Source organism: Nocardia nova, assembly GCF_002933465.1.
In the GTDB taxonomy this organism is placed as follows: domain Bacteria; phylum Actinomycetota; class Actinomycetes; order Mycobacteriales; family Mycobacteriaceae; genus Nocardia; species Nocardia nova_B.
This window is the reverse complement of record NZ_PSZE01000006.1, coordinates 142981-161503: the sequence shown is the minus strand read 5'-3', so window position 1 is coordinate 161503 and position 18523 is coordinate 142981. Positions and strand designations below refer to the sequence as shown.

18 protein-coding genes (1 of these 18 cut by a window edge) are annotated in these 18523 nt (G+C 68.4%); 9 read left to right on the top strand and 9 right to left on the bottom strand.

The annotated features are described in order from the left end of the window. The first annotated feature begins 46 nt into the window (after nucleotides 1-46). Nucleotides 47-292, top strand: coding sequence for a DUF2630 family protein (locus C5E41_RS09745; protein WP_104375512.1), 246 nt, complete (start codon nucleotides 47-49; stop codon nucleotides 290-292). 16 nt (nucleotides 293-308) lie between these two features. Continuing rightward, nucleotides 309-1814, top strand: coding sequence for a carboxylesterase/lipase family protein (locus C5E41_RS09740; RefSeq protein ID WP_104375511.1), 1506 nt, complete (start codon nucleotides 309-311; stop codon nucleotides 1812-1814). 1 nt (nucleotide 1815) lies between these two features. On the opposite strand, the gene C5E41_RS09735 is transcribed toward C5E41_RS09740, so the two are convergent. The 3 genes from C5E41_RS09735 to cobF form a co-directional block, all read right to left on the bottom strand. After that, nucleotides 1816-2682 (bottom strand): Fpg/Nei family DNA glycosylase, encoded by an 867-nt coding sequence (locus C5E41_RS09735; protein ID WP_104375510.1) that lies wholly within the window; start codon nucleotides 2680-2682, stop codon nucleotides 1816-1818. Between the two features lie 130 nt (nucleotides 2683-2812). Continuing rightward, nucleotides 2813-3766 (bottom strand): hypothetical protein, encoded by a 954-nt coding sequence (locus tag C5E41_RS33770; protein ID WP_181063181.1) that lies wholly within the window; start codon nucleotides 3764-3766, stop codon nucleotides 2813-2815. 131 nt (nucleotides 3767-3897) lie between these two features. Then, nucleotides 3898-4650, bottom strand: coding sequence for a precorrin-6A synthase (deacetylating) (gene cobF, locus C5E41_RS09725; protein ID WP_104375607.1), 753 nt, complete (start codon nucleotides 4648-4650; stop codon nucleotides 3898-3900). A 71-nt stretch (nucleotides 4651-4721) separates the two neighbouring features. On the opposite strand from cobF, the gene C5E41_RS09720 reads away from it, so the two are divergent. The 7 genes from C5E41_RS09720 (at nucleotide 4722) to C5E41_RS09690 (ending at nucleotide 9473) form a co-directional block, all read left to right on the top strand. Continuing rightward, nucleotides 4722-5534 carry a thymidylate synthase gene (locus C5E41_RS09720; RefSeq protein ID WP_104375508.1) on the top strand — a complete coding sequence of 271 codons (813 nt, stop codon included), beginning with the start codon at nucleotides 4722-4724 and terminating at the stop codon, nucleotides 5532-5534. Continuing rightward, nucleotides 5531-6037 (top strand): dihydrofolate reductase, encoded by a 507-nt coding sequence (locus tag C5E41_RS09715; RefSeq protein ID WP_104375507.1) that lies wholly within the window; start codon nucleotides 5531-5533, stop codon nucleotides 6035-6037. Before C5E41_RS09720 ends, C5E41_RS09715 begins: the two co-directional genes overlap by 4 nt. 131 nt (nucleotides 6038-6168) lie before the next feature. Next, entirely contained in the window at nucleotides 6169-6495 is a 327-nt protein-coding gene (locus C5E41_RS09710; protein WP_030517171.1) for a cupin domain-containing protein, read from the top strand. Nucleotides 6496-6559: 64 nt separating this feature from the next. Further along, a complete protein-coding gene (locus C5E41_RS09705; protein WP_104375506.1) occupies nucleotides 6560-7612 on the top strand; it encodes a Dyp-type peroxidase in 1053 nt (350 codons plus the stop codon). After that, complete coding sequence (locus C5E41_RS09700) at nucleotides 7609-8409, top strand: family 1 encapsulin nanocompartment shell protein (protein WP_104375505.1); 801 nt, start codon at nucleotides 7609-7611, stop codon at nucleotides 8407-8409. Before C5E41_RS09705 ends, C5E41_RS09700 begins: the two co-directional genes overlap by 4 nt. Before the next feature lie 31 nt (nucleotides 8410-8440). Then, nucleotides 8441-9031: a hypothetical protein gene (locus C5E41_RS09695; RefSeq protein WP_258080862.1), complete on the top strand. Its 591-nt coding sequence runs from the start codon at nucleotides 8441-8443 to the stop codon at nucleotides 9029-9031. Nucleotides 9032-9074: 43 nt separating this feature from the next. Further along, a complete protein-coding gene (locus C5E41_RS09690; protein WP_104375504.1) occupies nucleotides 9075-9473 on the top strand; it encodes an NUDIX hydrolase in 399 nt (132 codons plus the stop codon). Nucleotides 9474-9503: 30 nt separating this feature from the next. Here the strand turns inward: C5E41_RS09690 and C5E41_RS09685 are convergent, their stop codons facing one another. The 6 genes from C5E41_RS09685 to C5E41_RS09660 all read right to left on the bottom strand — a co-directional run. Beyond that, nucleotides 9504-11237, bottom strand: a complete 1734-nt coding sequence (locus tag C5E41_RS09685) for an MFS transporter (RefSeq protein WP_104375503.1) — start codon at nucleotides 11235-11237, stop codon at nucleotides 9504-9506. 182 nt (nucleotides 11238-11419) lie between these two features. Beyond that, nucleotides 11420-11902 carry a MarR family winged helix-turn-helix transcriptional regulator gene (locus tag C5E41_RS09680; RefSeq protein WP_104375502.1) on the bottom strand — a complete coding sequence of 161 codons (483 nt, stop codon included), beginning with the start codon at nucleotides 11900-11902 and terminating at the stop codon, nucleotides 11420-11422. A 127-nt stretch (nucleotides 11903-12029) separates the two neighbouring features. After that, the gene (locus C5E41_RS09675) at nucleotides 12030-13559 is read right to left on the bottom strand and encodes a hypothetical protein (RefSeq protein ID WP_146097510.1); all 1530 of its coding nucleotides are present in this window, start codon (nucleotides 13557-13559) and stop codon (nucleotides 12030-12032) included. A gap of 32 nt (nucleotides 13560-13591) precedes the next feature. After that, nucleotides 13592-14359, bottom strand: coding sequence for an ABC transporter ATP-binding protein (locus C5E41_RS09670; protein ID WP_104375500.1), 768 nt, complete (start codon nucleotides 14357-14359; stop codon nucleotides 13592-13594). A gap of 115 nt (nucleotides 14360-14474) precedes the next feature. Beyond that, the gene (locus tag C5E41_RS09665) at nucleotides 14475-14789 is read right to left on the bottom strand and encodes a hypothetical protein (protein ID WP_439956536.1); all 315 of its coding nucleotides are present in this window, start codon (nucleotides 14787-14789) and stop codon (nucleotides 14475-14477) included. A gap of 122 nt (nucleotides 14790-14911) precedes the next feature. Further along, nucleotides 14912-18523, bottom strand: the final stretch of a protein-coding gene (locus C5E41_RS09660; RefSeq protein ID WP_104375604.1) for a non-ribosomal peptide synthetase. It continues 40377 nt past the right edge of the window; only the last 3612 of its 43989 coding nucleotides appear in the window; its start codon lies beyond the right edge, outside the window; it ends in the stop codon at nucleotides 14912-14914.

Genomic DNA, 18523 nt, shown 5'->3' with positions numbered 1-18523 from the left:
CTGGCAGTGCCGCACCACGCCCTGACCCTCGCCGTACCATGGCTTCATGACCGAACAGGACATCCTTGCCCACATCCAGGACCTGGTGAAGCAGGAGCATCAGCTGCGGTCCAAGGCCACCAGCGGGGAACTCGATCCCGAGACCGAGCGGGCCAAGCTGGCCGATCTCGAGGTGATGCTGGATCAGTGCTGGGACTTGCTGCGCCAGCGGCGGGCCCGCATCGACCAGGGCGGCAACCCCGATGAGGCCCAGGCCAGCCCCGTCAAGCAGGTCGAGGGGTACCTGCAGTAACGGTTACGATCGGCTCATGGTTGACATCACGACCGCCGACGGCGTTGTCCGCGGTCTCAGGCGGCGCCGCATCGCGCAGTGGCGTTCGATTCCCTTTGCCGCGCCGCCCGTCGGTGATTTGCGATTCCGCGCGCCGCAGCCCGTCGAGAGCTGGTCCGGCGTGCGCATGGCCACCGAATACGGTTTCGCCGCGATGCAGCAGCGTGACGGCGCCCGCATCGGACCCCGCGGCCCGCAGCCGACAAGTGAGGACTGCCTGACCCTGAACGTCACCGCGCCCGCGGAACCGGCCACCACACCCCGGCCGGTCATGGTGTTCATCCACGGTGGCGGTTATGTGCTGGGCACCTCGGCGCTGCGGTTGTACTCCGGCGCCCGGCTGGCATTGCGCGGCGATGTGATCGTCGTGTCGTTCAACTATCGGCTGGGTGCCTTCGGCTATGTCGACTTCGGTGAATTCTCCACGGAGACAAGGCCGTTCGAATCGAATCTGGGTCTGCGCGACCAGGTGGCGGCGCTGCAGTGGGTGCAACGCAATATCGCGGCCTTCGGCGGCGATCCGAACAATGTGACCATTTTCGGCGAATCGGCAGGCGCACACGCGGTCGTCGGCCTGCTCGCCACCCCCGCCGCGGCCGGACTGTTCCATCGCGGCATCGCGCAGAGCGCGCCGGCGGACTGGTCGCTGACGGCCGAGGCGGCGCGGATCTTCGCCCGGCGCTGCGTCGACAATCTCGGCGCCACACCGGAACAGGCGGCCGAGGCGCTGAGCACGGCCGGTGCGAACGACATCCGCAAGGCCGCCGATCGCGCGATCGGCGATGTGCTGTGGCGGCAGCCGGGCAGCTTCCCCGCCGCCCCGGTCGTCGACGGCGACTTTCTGCCGATGGATCCGATCGATGCCATCGCCGCCGGGCGCGCCCACGCCGTCCCGCTGATCATCGGCACCAACCGCGACGAGGCGACGCTGTTCAAACGCTTCGATCGCTCCCTGCCCACCACCGCCGAACAACTGCATGTGGCGCTGTCGCGATGTGGCGACGCCGACCTCGAGAAGCGGGTCGTGGCAGCCTATCCCGGGTATCCGTCGCGGCGGACCGCCGTGCGCATGGGCGGCGACTTCGTCTTCTGGCGGCCCACCGTAGAGGTGCTCGAGGGCCACAGCCGCCACGCCCCGACCTACGCCTATCGGCTCGACTACGCGCCGCGCGCGGTCCGGCTGGCCGGCTTCGGCGCCACCCACGCCCTCGATCTGATCCCGGTGTTCGGTGGGGTGGACAGCCCCATCGGGCGCGGGCTCACCGCGGCCGGCGGCTATCGGGACTTCCTCGCGGTGCAGCGCGAATTCCAGGACAACTGGCTCTCGTTCGCGCGCAAGGGCGAGCCGCTGCCGTCCTGGCCGCAGTACACCGAGCAGCGCCGCAGCACCCGCATCATCGACAGCCCGGCTCGGGTGGAGGTCGATCCGGATCGTGCGAAACGCCTTGCGTGGCACGGGGTCCGGGTTCCCGCGCTGGTCTGACCTACTTGAGCAGCCGGGACATGCGCCGGTCGGCGAGGATTTTGCCGCCGGTCTGACAGGTCGGGCAGTACTGGAACGATTTGTCGGCGTAGGCGACCTCCCGCACGGTGTCACCGCAGACCGGGCACGGCAGTCCGGTCCGCGCGTGAACCTGCATGCCGGAGCGCTTCTCCCCCTTGAGCCGGGCCGCGTCCTCGCCGACGGAGCGGGTGATCGCGTCGGTGAGGATTCCGCGCATGGCCCGATACAACTCGGCGACCTTGTCCGCGCCGAGCGTGGATGCGGTGGCGAAGGGTGAGAGCCGGGCGGCGTGCAGGATCTCGTCGGAGTAGGCATTGCCGATGCCGGCCAGCATGGTTTGATCGGCCAGCACGGTCTTCAACCTTTGCGAGGTGCCGGCGAGGAGTTCGGCGAAGCGGTCCTCGGAGATCTCGAGCGCGTCGGGGCCCAGCCGGGCGATGCCCGGTACCGACCGCGGGTCCTCGGTGATCCAGACCGCGAGCCGTTTCTTGGTGCCCGCCTCGGTGAGATCGAAGGCGGGTGTCGCGCCCTCGCGGGTGAAGAAATGGACCCGCAGTGCGAGCGGGCCTTTACCCGGTTTCGGCGGCGCGGCGCCCGGTTCGTCGATCCAGCGCAGCCAGCCGCCGCGGGACAGATGCGTGATCAACCACAGGCCGTCGCAGTCGAGGCCCAGATGTTTACCCCAGTGCCCGGCACCGGTGACGTCGCGCCCCGACAGCGCGGTCACCGGCGGATCGAACGTCTTCAGCACACTCAGCGCCGCGACGTCGACCCGCCCGACGACCGCTCCGACGGCATGCTCGACCAGAAACTGTTCGAGCGCCATGATCTCCGGCAACTCGGGCATTCCCGCAGCTTACCGGCGGCCACCGACAATCGGCCGCGTTCGCACGGCGAGCGGGACGGCCCCGCCGATGCGAACGACCGCGTTCCCACCGGGAGAACGCGGCCGTCCGGAGCACCGAACGCGAGTCGGATCACATCTGAGCGGGACCCGTCTGCTGCGGCGTGGCGACACCGGGGACCACCGCACCCTCGATCGCGCCCACGCCGGCGCCGATCGCGGCACCCGCGGCGGCGGCAGGCGCCGCGATCACCGCATAACCGATGGCGGCGCCGACGATCGGCATGACGACCAGGCCGGCGGGCAGGAACGGAACCCCGGCGATCAGACCGGCGACCGCGCCGATCATCGCGCTGGTGCTCGCGATGGGGCTGCTGACGATATTGCCGACGCTGGACCCGATCACCGCGCCGCCGAGGGTGTCCGCGGCGATGCGGTCCGAGCGCGACGGCTCGAACCCGGCGGAGTCCAGGGTCTGCGCCAGCCCCGCCTCGGCCTGCGCGGCCGAATCGTTGATCTGCGCGGTCAACTGCGGATCGAGGAAATCGGGCCGGGGCGTGACGACCGAACCGATCCGGATCGTGCCGTCGGGCGCCTTGATCGGCGCCACCGGCGGCGCGGGATGGGCGAGATCGGGCATATGCAGTGCGTCCGGGTTCACCATGGCCGGGGCGGTCAGATCGGGGACCGCCCGAGTGCTGTTCGCGGCGTTACGGTTCGACGAGAAGGTGCCCGCGGCCGGCACGGTGGCGTCGGCGGTGGTGGCATTCGGTTCCGCATCGGCGATCGGCGCGGCGAACGGCGGGACGGCCGGGTCGGTCGCCGCGCTCGGCTGGAACTGCCACGGGTTGGCCTGCGCGACCGCGCGGGCCACCGCATCCGCCGCGTTCGATACGCCGGCGGCGACGGTTCCGGCCTCCGGCAGCATCCCCGTCGCCGGTGCCGCACCCGAATCGGTGGTCGGCGCGGCCGCCCCCGCCACACCTGTCTGCCACAGTGCCACGGTCAGTGGCAACGCGCCGATGACGAGTGAGGAACCAACGCGCCGGCACCACTGTCCCGATGCCGCCGAATGCTGCCCTGCCATGAAAACCTCCAGTCGGATTTCGATCGATTGACAGTGATTCGAACCGGCCGGTGGCGTGGATCACATTCGTATGGATTTATTCCACAGCAATTTTGGAGCTATTTCGGAGATATCCGCGGAACGAAGGGCGGCTAACCGACTCTGCGCAAAAGGTATATGTCCATCACCCACCCCTTCGCCTCCCGAAGCTCGTTGCGACGCCGCACGATTCGCCCCTCCACCGCACGCAGTGGACCCTCGATCAACGTCTCGTCCGGCATCCCCAGGTAGGCGCCCCACCAGATGTGCAGATCGTCGCCCGGCACCTGCGTGAACGAACACTCGCCGTCGAGCATCACCAGCGTCGGCCCGTCCGCCGCCACGCCCTCGGCGCGCACGCGGCGACCGGTGGTGATGTGCACCGGCTCGCCGATCTCGTGCAGCACGATGCGGTGGGCCGCCGCCAGGGCCTGGGCACTGGTGACGCCCGGGATCACCGCGTACTCGAATCGCGTTCCCGCGTCCAGCACTCGCTGCACCATCCGCAGGGTGCTGTCGTAGAGCGAGGGATCGCCCCAGACCAGAATGCCGCCGACCCCCTCGGTGGCATCGAACGCCTCGGCCAGCAATTCGGCGCGGCGGCGATGCCAGTCCTCGACCACCTCGCGATAATCGGCGGCGCCCTCGACCGTGCGTTCGCGCGGCGGATCGGCGATGGCCACCACGCGATGCTCCGGATCGGCGTGTGCGGCGAGAATCGCGGCGCGGACCTCGGTCAGTTCCCGCTTGGCCTCCCCCTTGCCGATGACGAAGAACGTGTCGACCTGCCGAATCGCCTCGACCGCCTGCACGGTCACCTGCCGGGGATCCCCGGCGCCGATTCCGATCACATAGAGCATGCGCACGGTGCCCCAGGCTAGCCAGCCGACCACCACGCGATGAGAGCGGTGGTCGCCCGAAGGCTAGGCTTGCGGACATGGACGGCGCGCGCGGAAACGACACCCAGTACGAGGATCTGCTGCGGCTGGTACTCGAGCGCGGTACGCCGAAATCCGACCGCACCGGGACGGGTACGCGTTCGATTTTCGGACATCAGCTGCGCTACGACCTCTCCGCCGGCTTCCCACTGATCACCACGAAAAAGGTGCATCTGAAGTCGATCGTCTACGAATTGCTGTGGTTCCTGCGCGGCGATTCCAATATCCGCTGGCTGCATGAGCACGGTGTCACGATCTGGGACGAATGGGCCGACGCGCACGGTGAACTCGGGCCGGTCTACGGCGTCCAGTGGCGCAGTTGGCCCACTCCGGACGGCACCCACATCGACCAGATAGCGCAGGTCCTGCAGACTCTGCGCACCGATCCCGATTCTCGCCGGATCATCGTCTCGGCATGGAATGTAGCGGACCTGGACAAGATGGCGCTGGCCCCGTGCCACGCGTTCTTCCAATTCCACGTCGCGGACGGAAAACTGTCCTGCCAGCTGTATCAGCGCAGCGCGGACCTATTTCTCGGGGTGCCGTTCAATATCGCGAGCTATGCCCTGCTGACCCATATGGTGGCGCAGCAAACCGAATTGGAACCCGGCGATTTCATCTGGACCGGCGGCGACTGCCACATCTACGACAACCATCTGACGCAGGTTCGCGAACAGCTGCGCCGCGAGCCGTATCCGTTCCCGCGGTTGCATCTGCGGCCCGCGCCGAGCCTGTTCGACTACACCTTCGAAGACGTGGAAGTGCTCGACTACCGCCATCATCCGGCGATCAAGGCGCCGGTGGCGGTATGAGCCGCATCGGGCTGATCTGGGCGCAGACTCCGGCCGGCGTGATCGGCGCCGACAACGCGATTCCCTGGCGAGTGCCCGAGGATATGGCGCATTTCACACTGGTCACCGCCGATCATCCGGTACTGATGGGCCGGCGCACCTGGGATTCGCTGCCCGCGCGCTTCCGGCCGCTGCCCGGACGGCGCAATATCGTGATCACGCGGCAACCCCAGTGGTCGGCACCGGGCGCCGAACGCGCCGATTCGGTGGCGAGCGCCATCGCACTGGCCGCCGCGGATACCATCTGGATCATCGGTGGCGGCGAAATCTACCGGCAGGCAATGGATTACGCGACCGACCTGGTGGTCACCGAGATCGACGCCGATATCCCCGGCGACGCCTACGCCCCCGCGATCGAGGGCGACTGGCTGGTGGAGGATGCGCCCTGGTCGCAGTCGCGGTCGGGGCTGCGCTACCGGATCCGGCGCTTCGCCCGTGACACCGCCCCGGCTACCGTCGGCTGAATCGCACCGGCAGGTATCGAACCCGAATCGCATCGGCGAAACGGCCGACCGCGCGAGGTGGGTCCGGCATACTCAGCGATATCCAGCCTGTGACCACAGCCCGATCCCGGCTGAACCGCGAGAGGCAGATCATGGACAAGAAATCGCTGACGGCGGCGGCTCGCCAGCAGCTGAAGCTGGCCGCGTCCGCCACGAGTGGACGCAGTTCGCAAACCCTCTACGGCGGCCACACCCACAGCCTGCGCCAGACCCTCATCGCGCTGACCGCCGGCCAGAGCCTGGCCGAGCACGAAACTCACGGCGAAGCCACCCTGCAGGTCCTGACCGGAACATTGATTCTGATCTGCGGTACCAACGAGTGGAAGGGCTCGCCCGGCGATCTGCTCGTCATTCCCTCGGCCCGGCACAGTGTGAAGGCGATCGACGACGCGGTATTCCTGCTGACCGTCGCGAAGTGAGGCCGGTCTCGCGAGGCCGGGCCGTCCGCACGAGTTGTCGGCGCGGCACCGTACCCTGTTGATCATGGGTGAGCCGCAGCCGATCCTCGACCCGCTTTCGCGCGCAGCGATCTTCCTCGTCGCGACCATCGACGAGGGCGGTGAGCCGGTGGTGCGCGACCTTCTCGCCGACCTGGCGGGATTGCGGCGCTCGATCGGATTCCGGGTGCCGGAAACGCGACTGTCCTGTGTGACGAGTATCGGTTCCGCCGCCTGGGATCGGCTGTTCGCCGGCCCGAGACCCGCGCAGCTGCACGAATTTCCGGGCTATGCGGGGGAGAAGCATCAGGCCCCGGCCACACCGGGCGATCTGCTGTTCCACATCAAGGGCGAATTGCCGGACGCCTGTTTCGAATTGGCGATGCTGATCGGTTCCCGGTTGAAGGGTGCGGCCACGATCATCGACGAGACGGTCGGGTTCCGCTATTTCGAACAGCGTGACCTGCTCGGCTTCGTCGACGGCACCGAGAACCCCGAAGGTCGCGCCGCCGTCGCCGCGGCACTCATCGGCGACGAGGATCCCGGCTTCGCCGGCGGTAGTTACGTGATCGTCCAGAAATACCTGCACGATCTGGAGACGTGGAGTTCGCTGACCGTCGAGGAGCAGCAGCTCGTCATCGGCCGTACCAAACTCGAGGATCTGGAACTGTCCGACGAGGACAAGCCGGCGGATTCCCATGTCGCGGTGAACACTCTGATCGATCCGGACGGCACCGAGCGCCAGATCCTGCGCGCCAACATGCCCTTCGGCAGTGTCCGCGAGGGCGAATTCGGCACGTACTACATCGCTTACGCCGCTACCCCGGATGTCACCGAGCGGATGCTGGTCCGCATGTTCCTCGGCAGCGACGAAGCGCCCTACGACCGCATTCTCGATTTCTCCACCGCGATCACCGGGACCCTGTTCTTCACCCCGGCCAACGATTTCTTCGACGACCTTCCGGACGCCCCCGCACAGGTGGCGGATTCGGAGCAGGACCTGGAACTCGAGGCAGCCGGAATCGCCGAGCTGCCCGCGGCCGCGTCGTCCGGCGACGGCTCTCTCGGTATCGGCACGTTGAAAAGGATCCCGCAATGAACAATCTGCACCGTGAACTCGCGCCGATCACCTCCGAGGCGTGGTCGGCCATCGAGGAGGAGGCGACGCGCACCTTCCGGCGTCATATCGCCGGACGCCGGGTGGTGGACCTGTCCGGCCCGCACGGCACCGACTACTCCGCGGTCGGATTGGGACGTACCACCCCCATCGACGCGCCGGATCAGGGCGTCCAGGCCCGCCAGCGCGTGGTGGCACCGCTGGTCGAGCTGCGCGTGCCGTTCACGCTCTCGCGCGAGGAGCTCGACAACGTCGAGCGCGGCGCACAGGACGCGGATCTGGATCCGGTCAAGGACGCGGCCCGCAAGATCGCGTTCGCCGAAGACCGCGCCGTCTTCGAGGGCTACCCCGCCGCCGGTATCACCGGCATCCGCGCGGCCGTGTCGAACGCCCCCGTCACCGCGCCGAGCGATCCGCGACTCATCCCCGAGGCCATCGCACAGGCACTGAGCAAGTTGCGGCTCGCCGGTGTCGACGGGCCGTATTCGGTGCTGCTGAGCGCCGATCTGTACACCGCGGTGAGCGAGACCTCCGACCACGGCCACCCGATCCGCACACATATCGAGCGGCTGATCCCCGAGGGCGAGATCATCTGGGCGCCCGCCATCGACGGCGCCTTCGTGCTCACCACCCGCGGCGGCGACTTCGATCTGCAACTGGGTCAGGACCTGTCGATCGGCTACCTGTCCCACGACGCGCAGAGCGTGCAGCTGTACTTCCAGGAAAGCCTGACCTTCCTGGTCTACACCGCCGAGGCCGCCGTCCCGCTGCGCGGCTGAGCCCGACGCGAGCGATCTCCGAGGTGTCACCATGAGCGACGACGTCCCGCCCGTATCCGGACCCGATCTTTCCCGCCGGTCCCGCGGACCGATCCGGGCGGTGCGGGCGGGTGTCGTCACCGGCCGCCGCACCCTCACCTACGGTGCGCTCGCCGTGCTGTCGGTGCTGGTGATCTGCGGGGCCGTGGTGGCTTTGTTCGGGGTGAACCGGATCTTCACGGGACTGCTGGCCGGGGTGGTGGCGGGTATCGCGCTGGTGGTGGCGCTGTTCGGTCGCGATGTCGTCGTTCTCACCGACCGCGCGATCTACCGGCGCACCCCGTGGGCCGAATCGCGGCTGGAGTGGGATCGGGTGGTGGCCGGCCGGTTCGCCCTCGACGAGCGGGCCCGCTGGTCGCTCGCGCTGGATCTGACCGGCGGCGACGAACCACACGACGAACTGGTACTGCTCAGTATTCCGCCGGTGCGACATCCGGTGTCCAACGCCTACGAACATCGCAAGCGCGAACAGGTCGCCGAGATTCGCCGGATCCTACGCGAGCAGCGGATACCGGTCACCCTGCTGCCCGAGATCGCCTCGGCCCTGCACGAACACTGGAAGCTCACGCCTGCCGCCCAGTGAGCTCCGCACCCGCCGTACCGACCGTATCGTGAAGGCTCTCTTTATGATTCGCACCGCCGCACTCGTGCACGTCCGGAATCGCCGTCTGCTGCAGGCACGTTCGACCGGCAAAGAGGTGTTCTACATGGCGGGCGGGAAGATCGATCCCGGCGAATCACCGGTGCAGGCGTTGTACCGCGAGGTGCGCGAGGAACTGGGTGTCGACGTGGTGGCCCACGACGAGCTCGGCGTCTTCGAGTGTGAGGCGTACGGGCACATACCCGGTACCGCACTGCACATGACCTGCTTCACCGCGGACCTCACCGGCGAACCGACGCCGACCAGTGAGATCGCCGAACTGCGTTATTTCACCGTCGGCGAGTACGCGGCGATGCCGCATGTCGCGCCCGGCTCGATGCTGGTCTTCCGGCGCCTGCACGAACTCGATCTGATCGACTGGTGAGCCGAAGGGGAACTCCGGGCGCCGGGGTCGCTACGTCGCCTCGCCGCGTTCGACCGGCGCGGCGCCCTCGTCATCGGTGATCCGTCGCGACTCGCCCGGCCGCTCGGTGGCACGGTCGCGGGCAACCGCACCGGGCGGTTCGGCGTCGATTTGCTGGGCCTCGGGCGGGATGCGCGTGGCCACCACGAAGGCCAGCAGCAGCACGACGGCGACACCGAGCAGCGCCGCCCGAGTCGCGTCGGCGAAGCCGTTGGCGAGCGCGTCGGTGACCGCGGCCGGTGCGCGCTGAGTACGCAGTCCGACGATCACGCCGCCCGCCGAGTCACGGGTGGCCGCACCCACGGCGCCGGCGGCCCGCGTGGTCAGGCCGGGGACGTAGCTCAGCCGATCGGGCAGGAAGTGGCCGAGACCGATCGAGAGGGTACTGCCGAGAACCGCCACGCCGAGCGCGGCACCGGCGGGCCGGGCCGTCGCCGCGGTGATCGACCCCGGATCCGATGCCGTGGTGCCCGCGCCGATGCGCCGCATATTCGCCGTCAACGGAGCGGAGGCCAGCCCGAGACCGATTCCGTAGCAGGCGAGAAGCACGGTCGGCGCCCACGCCGGAATCGTCGAGGTCAATGCCAGCGCGGTCACCGCCATCGCGAGCAACGCGATCGCCAGGCCGATCCGTACCAGCCACAGCGGCGGTACCGCCCGCAGCGGCCCGGCGGTCAGGACCGCCGAGATGAGCGCGCACCCGGTCAGCACCACGAGGATCGAACTCGTTCGCAGCGTGGACAACCCGAGACAGTTCACGAGGTACAGCGGCAGCACGAAGAGCAGTCCGAATTGTGCCGCCGCGATCAGTAGGGCCGCGCCGTCACCCCAGTGCCGGGGATCGCGCAGATGCGAGAAGTCCACCAGGGCGGCATGTTCCACCTTCACCCGATGCCTCTCCCAGAGGACGAACAGCACCAGCAGCAACACGCCCACGCCGAGCACGAACGGTATGGGCGAACTCGCCGATTGCGTCGACCAGGTCACCCCGAACACGGTGAACTCCCGCCGCGGCCGCAACCAGCCGTAACGCTGCCCCTCGATGAGGGCGAAGACCACCAGCGCGAACCCGGCCGTACTGAGCAGCCATCCGTCCACATCCGGTCCGGTGGCCGCGGCGCCGATGCGGGTTTCGGGCACGAGAACGGTCCCGAGCAGGACGACCACCGCGATCGGCACGTTGATCAGGAAGATCCACGGCCAGGTGAAGGAGTCGATGAACCACCCGCCCAGCGCCGCACCGACGACTGCCGCGGCGGCCGGGGCGACCACCCATGCGGTGAACGCGATCACGCGCGCCCGCCCGTGGAACATCGCCGCTACCGTGCTCAGTGATCCCGCCACGACCGCCGCACCGCCGATCCCCTGCACGATCCGGCCCCAGATGAGCGGACTCGCCGAATCCGCGGAGGCGGACAACAGACTGCCGCCGACGAAGATCAGCACCCCGAGCACGAAGATCACGCGTCGGCCGAATCGGTCACCGATCCGGCCGACGGTGATCAGCAGAACCGCGAGCACCACCGAGTACACGCAGAAGACCCACTGTGCCTGGGTGAAATCGAGTCCCAGATCACCGATGATCGTCGGCAGCGAAACACCGACGACGGTGCCGTCCAGCGTCACCATCGCCAGACCCAGTGCGAGGACCGCGAGGGCGTACCACCGTCTGGCACCGGTGGGTGGCGAAGCGAGTTCAGCGTCTGTTCGAACGTGATCAGCCATGCGCCGCTCCCGTCGTCGACCGGTGTCGCTGGGAAGTAACTCGTATCGGTCGAGTCTACGAGCCGGACCGGGCGAATCTCGGCAATAGGGACCGGGCGATACCGGACCGTGTGGTGAACGCGAGTATTCGGCTACCGTGCGCCGGAGCGGTCGAAGGCTGGTCGAAGGCTCGGGCCGAGATGTCACTCGGAGATCCGGCCCCCCTCCGGAAAGGTGGCATCGCGGATGATCCGCAGGCCGCTGATCAGTGCCTCGCACTGCTCCGGGGTGAGCTGACCGTAGAACCAGGTGTCGAGGATCTTCAGATATTCCGGCAGTACCTTCGCCAGCCGGGTCGCGCCGGCGGCGGTGAGGGCGGCATAGGAGCTGCGGCGATCGTTCGGATCGGGCTGGCGGCGCGCGAATCCGTTGCGCTCGAGCCGGTCCACCAGGCGGGTGACACCGCTGGTCGACAGTTGTGTCTGATCGGCCAGATCGGTCATCCGCAGCCGGCGGCCGGGCGAGCGGCTCAGGCGCATGAGCGCGGCGAAATCCAGCAACGACAGCCCGTTCGCCGTCCAACTCGGCTCGAGTTTGCGGCGGATCCCGTTGGTCGCCTCGAACAGCACCCCGATATCGGTCAGGCGCGGGTCGTCGAAGACGTCGGCGTCGTGCGTGTGCTCCACGACGTCAGCCTAACGCACAGTTGACGTGCGGATAGTTGACGTGCGGATAGTTGACATGAGGAATATATTTCATATTATCACTGTGAGGATATTCCTCATCGGATTCCGGCCGACCTCCCGGAGGAGTTCAGCGCGGTTTCACCTCGGCCAGCAGTTCCGGCCCGCGGGCTTGGACGCGACGGGTGACCACCTGTGCGCCGAGCAGTGCGGCACCGACGCCCAGGACGATTCCGACCGGCAGCGCCGACCATTGCACGAGCGCACTGTGCAGATAGGCGCCCAGTGCGAGCAGGCCGAGCACCGGCAAATTGACCACGAGCTGACCGAAGCCGACCGCCAACTGCACCAGCGCCCGCGCGCATCCCGGATTCCCGGAATTGGCGGCGAAGGGGTTACCGCGTTGCTGCGGAAGCGGATACGCGGCATAGACCGACAGGAACATCGACGCCGCCACGCCGACGCCCACAACCACCGGCAGCGTCGATACCGCCCACGGATACATCTGCGGGCGCCCGACCGCGCCGGGGAGGACAAGTGTGAGAACCACGGCGAGTGGGCCGACCACCAGAAGCCAGGCGATCATGCGGCCGCGGACGTCGGCGCGCACAGCCCCGGGAATCACCAAGGTGTGCCACAGGGCGGTGCCGTCGAAGGCGTACATGTTGGCGCTGGCCATCGCGGCCATCCACACCACGAAAACGCCCGCGAAAGGCAGACTGGCGCCACCGTTCTGCAGTCCGAGGAAGATCGGCAGCACCACGCCGATGAGCATCAGCGGTAGCAGCGCCGCCCGCCGCCGGCCGTCGCGCGACCAGGTGCGCAATTCCTTGAGTACCACCGCGCCGACCGGTGTCGGGCGGACCAGCCGGTCGAGACGTCCCGAACCCGGCTGTGCGCGAACGGGTCCGGCGGGCGCGGCGGTGGTGGTGAGACGCCAGCGCAGCAGTACCGCCCACGCCTGCCACAACAGCACCGACAGCGCGGCGAGTCCCACCAGGGCGCCGACGCCGAGCCACCAGTGACCTTCCTCGGCTGCCTGAACCGCGTAGGGCGCCCATCCCGAGGGCAGGATTCGCAATGTCGCGCCCAGGCCGGGCGACACGTGCTCCAGGCGCGGCCCGAGATAGGACACCAGCAGTTGCAGTGGGTAGTAGGCGAGACCGGTCAGGCCGGCGAGCACGACACCGAGATCGCGACCGCGGCGCGAACGCATCGCGGCGCCGATCCACGCGAGCATCGCCCGCGAGAGCAGCACCACGAAGATCAGTTGCAGGCACATCCCGGCCACCGCGAACAGGGTCGGTATCACGCCCAATTGGACTGCGAGCGCGACCAGCCCGGCGAAAGCGATCAGATTGACCGCACCGGCCGGCCCGGTGAAGGCCACCGCCGCGAGCCCGATCGACAGTTGCCGATAGCTCAGCGGCAGCAGCCGGAAATGTTCGGGCTGCAGTGTTTCGTCGCTGCTGCCGGTGATGATCGGGCCGGCCAGCCAGCCGAGCGTCCACACCGCGTACAGCGTCGCGGCCACATTGATCGCCGCGCGGGTATCCCAGGCGTGGCCGGCGGATGCCATCACCACCGCGGTGGCGACAGCGGCGAGTATCCCGAAGACCAGACCGATCCAGAAGCCGGCCGCCGCCCGTCCGTTGCTCATCGCACGGACGGTCAACCGCCAGCGCATGCGGATCAGGACGCCAACCACGACAGGCCCTCATCTCCCCCGATGCGCCCGCCCACCAGCCGGACGAAAGCCTTCTCGAGGCTGCCCTCACCACGCACCTCGGCGACCGAGCCGGCGGCGACCACCCTCCCCTTGTCGATGACGGCGAGGTGATCGCACAGGTTTTCCACCAGCGCCATCACATGACTCGACAGCACCACGGAGCCACCGGCGGTGACGAACCGCTGCAGAATCGTGCGAATAGTGCTGGCCGACACCGGATCCACCGCCTCGAACGGTTCGTCGAGCACCAGCAACTTGGGTCCGTGCAGCAGTGCGGTGGCGAGCCCGATCTTCTTGCGCATACCGGCCGAATAGTCCACGACCAGAGTGTTTTCCGCCTCGATCAGCTCGAGGACCGCGAGCAGTTCCTGCGCCCGCTCGGCCACCGTCGCCGGCGGCAAACCGCGCAGCAGTCCGGTGTAGGTGAGCAACTCACGTCCGGTGAGCCGCTCCGGGAGCGCGAGACCGTCCGGCAATACGCCGACGATCGTCTTGGCGCGCACCGGATCCGCCCACACGTCGGCGCCGAAGATCCGCGCCTGCCCGGCATCGGGCCGCAACAACCCGACGGCCATCGACAAGGTGGTGGTCTTACCGGCGCCGTTGGGCCCCACCAGCCCGAAGAACGAGCCCGGCGGAACCGCCAAGCTCACCCCGTCCACCACCCACGGCCCACCGAACCGCTTGTACAGCCCGCTCAATTCCAGCGCAGGCGTGACATCGGCTTCCATATCCCCTCCTCCGCGGGTGGCACACCCGCTCCCTGACAGATATCGCCCCCATCGCCCCGACGAGGACATCATGGCGAATTGCGGCAACCGTATGTCGATAACCGCGGTGGAATCGCTATCGAAGCAGGATTTTCGGGTCGACGGTGAATTCGAACGGCGCATGTAAGGTGACCGCTACGCCGGCAGCCGCGCGTTGAACGAGCTCGATCGGCTTGACCATTCTGTCCTGCGGCATCGCGGAGGTAAGCGGATTCGGCAGCCACGTCAGCGATTCCTGATGCCGTGGTTTGGGAGCTCCGTTAACGATGCGCTGGCCATTCAGCACTTCGTAGCGAATTCCGTTATCGGGCAGACGCGCCAGATCGGCGGAGGTCCAGCGGGCCGCCATCGGCTGCAGCATCGAGGACACATCTGGTGTCGGCATCGCCACGGAAACCACCTCCACTCCCTCTGATCTGGGCGAACGTTTCGTCCTCTGCTCGCTGAGTCTATCGGACCCGGGGACCGAAAGCCGGTGCCGGAGAGCAGCCGCACCCCGTGCACCGGCCTGGCTCACTCCGACTCGATCACCCGCACCTCGCCGGCGGCGGCGTCGGTCACTTCGCCCGCCATGGTGAACCAGTGGCTGACCTCGCCCTCGGCCAGGTCGCCGGCGATATCGCCGCTGGGCAGGACCGAGAGTGCGCCCGCGGTCGCGGAGGTCAGGAATTCCGCCAGTGCCGCCGGACCTGCCGTCGCCGTGGTGTACGTGGTCGACTCGTAGTCGATCTCGTGCTCGGCGCGCAAGGTGTCGGCGTGCTCGAGGGCCTGCTCCTGGGTCAGCGTGCGCAGGGTGCCGTCGGCCGCCCGCACTACGAAGGCCGGGTGCTCGTCCTGCAGGGGCCGGACGCGGTCGGCGTAGGACACCGGATGTGCCTGTGCCGCATCTATTTCCGCGCGCACCTTCGGATCGGTCGGGACCAGCCAGCGCACCGACTTGGCCGCCGGCTCCAGTGCGATACCCCAGCCGGCGCCCGCGGCGACTATCTCCCCGAAGGACAGGCCGTCGGCGAACAGTGCCGCGGCACCGGCCTTCTGGATCGCCCACAGCGCCACCACGGCATCCACCGAATGCGGCAGTGCCACCGCGACGATGTCGCCCGGGCCGACGCCGCGTCCGATCAGCACCCGGGCCAGCTTCGACGACCGCGAATCCACCTCGTGATAGGCGATTTCGGCATCACCGGACAGCAGCGCGAGAGCCTGCGGATCCTCCTCGACCACATCGCCGAGCGCCTTGGCGACCGTCCGGCTGCCGACCCGGCCGGGTTCGGCGACCGGCTCGGCGGTCACCGCCGCGCCGGCCAGGATCCGCGCCCGCTCGTCGGCATCGAGGATGTCGATATCGCCGACCGCGGCCGCCGGATCACCGGTCAGCGCGTCCAGCACCCGGTCCAGCCGCTCGGCGAGGGTGTGCACCTCCTCGGCGGTGAAGCGACTGGTCAGGTACTTCCAGGTCACCTCGATCGTCGATTCGGCGGTCACCAGCAGGGTCAGCGGGTAGTGGGTCGCGTCGTTGGTGCCGACGCCGGTCACCGACATGCCGTCGATCGAACTCGCCGCGGCGATCGCATCGGTATCCATCGGATACGACTCGAACACCAGCAGCGTGTCGAATTGTGCTCCGGCACCGGCGATCCGCTGGATATCGGTGAGGCCCACGTAGTGGTGGTCGAGCAGATCGGCCTGATCGCGCTGCAGGCGCTGCAGCAGGTCCCCGACCGACGAGCGGTCGTCCACGCCGACCCGCACGGGCAGCGTGTTGATGAACAGGCCGACCATGGATTCGACCCCGGTCAGCTCCGGCGGGCGGCCCGAGACCGTCGCACCGAACACCACGTCGTCGCGGCCGGTGAGCCGGCCGAGCAGAATGCCCCACGCGGCCTGCACCAGCGTATTCACCGTGACCCCGACCTCGGCGGCGTACTTGGTGATCCGGCGCGTGCGAGCCTCGTCGACCTCGGCGACGAACTTCTCGATCTCGTAGTGCTCGGGTCCGCGCGCCGCGGGTGCGAGCTGGGTCGGCTCGTCCGCACCGGCCAGTGCCCGCGCCCAGGTGCGCAGCGATTCCTCGCGGTCGCGCCCGGCCAGCCAGCTCAGGAAGTTCCGGTACGAGGACACCCGCGGCAGCGCGGCGGTATCCCCGCGCACCGCGTAGAGCACCAGCAGATCGCGCATCAGCAGCGGCATCGACCAGCCGTCCACCAGGATGTGGTGGGTCGTGATCGCCAGGTGGAAGGCATTACTGTCGGTCCGGTACAGCGTGAACCGCAACAGCGGTGCCCGCGACATGTCGAAGTGCGTGGCCCGGTCCTCTTCGAGCAGGCGCTTCAACTCCGGAATCCGCTGCTGCTGCGGCAGATCCGTCAGATCGACGGTATACCACGGCACCTCGACGCGATCCGAGATCAGCTGGACCGCCCGGCCGCCGGCGTCGGTGACGAAGGCGGCGCGCAGGTTCGGGTAGCGGTCCAGGATGCCCTGGCCGGCCGCGCGTAGCCGGTCCTCGTCGACCGCGCCGCCCAAGTCCACCACGGCCTGCATGGTGTAGACGTCCACGGTCTGCTGGGTCATCATCGCGTGGAACAGCAGACCCGACTGCAGTGGCGAGAGCGGCCAGACGTCCGAGAGCCCCGGATACTGCCGTTCCCACTCGTCGATCTCGGACTGCGCGACCTCGACCAGCGGCAGATCGGACGGCGTCAGACCACCCGCCTCCGGCTGCCGGACGTGTTCGGCGAGCGCGGTCAGCGCCGCCACCCACAGATCCGCGAACTCCTGCACGCGCCGCTTGCCGAACAGCCCGGTCGGGAACGCGAAGGATGCGGACAGTTGCGCGCCCTCCGGCCCGTCGGTGACGATCGCGTTGATGTCGATCGCCGCGTTGGCGGGCATATCCGGATCCATATCGGCATCCAGCTGTCCCAGGTCCGCCACCGGCGCCCAGTCGAAACCGACCGGCTCCGAGGCGGTTTCGGCTGTCTCGGCGTTCTGCGCGCCCGCACCGGTATCCGCGCGTCCCAGATAGTTGAAGCTGATCTGGGGTGCGGTACCGGCCGCCAGCTCCGAACCGGTCTCCGGGTTCAGGTAGCGCAGCAGGCCGTATCCGATGCCCTTGTCCGGCACCGCGAGCAACTGCTCCTTCACCGATTTCACGATGTCGCCCAGGGCTTTTCCACCACGCAGGGCGGCCGCGACATCGGCGTGGCCCAGATCCAGCCGCACCGGATAGGCAGTGGTGAACCAGCCCACCGTCCGCGACAGATCGGCGCCCGGGACCACACTCTCCTCGCGGCCGTGTCCCTCGAGCTTCACCAGCGCGGCGCCGCCCGCGGCGTCACCGCGCCATGCGCTGACCGCCAGCGCGAGCGCCGACAGCAGGCCGTCGTCGACACCGGCCCGGTACTTGTCCGGCACGCCGGTCAGCACCGCATCGGTCACCTCGGCCGGCAGCAGTACCTCGACCCGATCGACGGTGTCGAAGGTGTCGACCGCGGGGTCGAAGGCCCGCTCGCCCAGCACCGGATCCTCGGACGCCGCAATCTGCTGCCAGAACGGCAGTTCCGTGGCTCGCGCGGTGGCGGCGTCGACCAGGGCGTGCGCCCAGCGGCGCATCGACGTGCCGTTCGCCGGCAGCACCACGGCCTCATCCGACCTCAGCTGCGACCAGGCCACCGCGAGATCCGGGATGAGAATGCGCCACGACACACCGTCGACCACGAAGTGGTGAGCGACGATCACGAGCACGTCCCGGCGAGATGAACCGGCACCGGTGAAGGCGAACCACAGGAACTGCGTCATCACCGCATTCGCCGGATCGAGACGGCCCAGTGCCGCGTCGTATTCGACGCTCGCCCGGCGCGACAGTTCCGCATCCGAGATGTCACCGGGCAGGTCGATCCGATGCACCAGGGCATCGACGTCGATCGCACCCTGTTCCAGGGCCGCGAACGTCCACCGGTCCCGGCTGTTCACGGCGGCGGATTGGTTGCGCCGCAATCGGGTCCGCAGCACATCGTGGTGATCGACGACCGCGGCGACGGTCGCGACCAGCGTCTCCCGGTCGGTGTCGTCGGGCAGTCGCAGCGCCATGGCCTGCGAAAACCGCTGATACGACGCTCCGGT

What these genes read in the sequence shown, in the direction of transcription:
- C5E41_RS09715 (WP_104375507.1), top strand. Translation starts at nt 5,531, where the DNA reads ATGAGCCGCATCGGGCTGATCTGGGCGCAGACTCCGGCCGGCGTGATC.
- C5E41_RS09690 (WP_104375504.1), top strand. Translation starts at nt 9,075, where the DNA reads ATGATTCGCACCGCCGCACTCGTGCACGTCCGGAATCGCCGTCTGCTG.
- C5E41_RS09740 (WP_104375511.1), top strand. Translation starts at nt 309, where the DNA reads ATGGTTGACATCACGACCGCCGACGGCGTTGTCCGCGGTCTCAGGCGG.
- C5E41_RS09695 (WP_258080862.1), top strand. Translation starts at nt 8,441, where the DNA reads ATGAGCGACGACGTCCCGCCCGTATCCGGACCCGATCTTTCCCGCCGG.
- C5E41_RS09670 (WP_104375500.1), bottom strand. Translation starts at nt 14,359, where the DNA reads ATGGAAGCCGATGTCACGCCTGCGCTGGAATTGAGCGGGCTGTACAAG.
- C5E41_RS09710 (WP_030517171.1), top strand. Translation starts at nt 6,169, where the DNA reads ATGGACAAGAAATCGCTGACGGCGGCGGCTCGCCAGCAGCTGAAGCTG.
- C5E41_RS09745 (WP_104375512.1), top strand. Translation starts at nt 47, where the DNA reads ATGACCGAACAGGACATCCTTGCCCACATCCAGGACCTGGTGAAGCAG.
- C5E41_RS09685 (WP_104375503.1), bottom strand. Translation starts at nt 11,237, where the DNA reads ATGGCTGATCACGTTCGAACAGACGCTGAACTCGCTTCGCCACCCACC.
- C5E41_RS33770 (WP_181063181.1), bottom strand. Translation starts at nt 3,766, where the DNA reads ATGGCAGGGCAGCATTCGGCGGCATCGGGACAGTGGTGCCGGCGCGTT.
- C5E41_RS09700 (WP_104375505.1), top strand. Translation starts at nt 7,609, where the DNA reads ATGAACAATCTGCACCGTGAACTCGCGCCGATCACCTCCGAGGCGTGG.
- C5E41_RS09720 (WP_104375508.1), top strand. Translation starts at nt 4,722, where the DNA reads ATGGACGGCGCGCGCGGAAACGACACCCAGTACGAGGATCTGCTGCGG.
- C5E41_RS09705 (WP_104375506.1), top strand. Translation starts at nt 6,560, where the DNA reads ATGGGTGAGCCGCAGCCGATCCTCGACCCGCTTTCGCGCGCAGCGATC.
- C5E41_RS09735 (WP_104375510.1), bottom strand. Translation starts at nt 2,682, where the DNA reads ATGCCCGAGTTGCCGGAGATCATGGCGCTCGAACAGTTTCTGGTCGAG.
- C5E41_RS09675 (WP_146097510.1), bottom strand. Translation starts at nt 13,559, where the DNA reads ATGAGCAACGGACGGGCGGCGGCCGGCTTCTGGATCGGTCTGGTCTTC.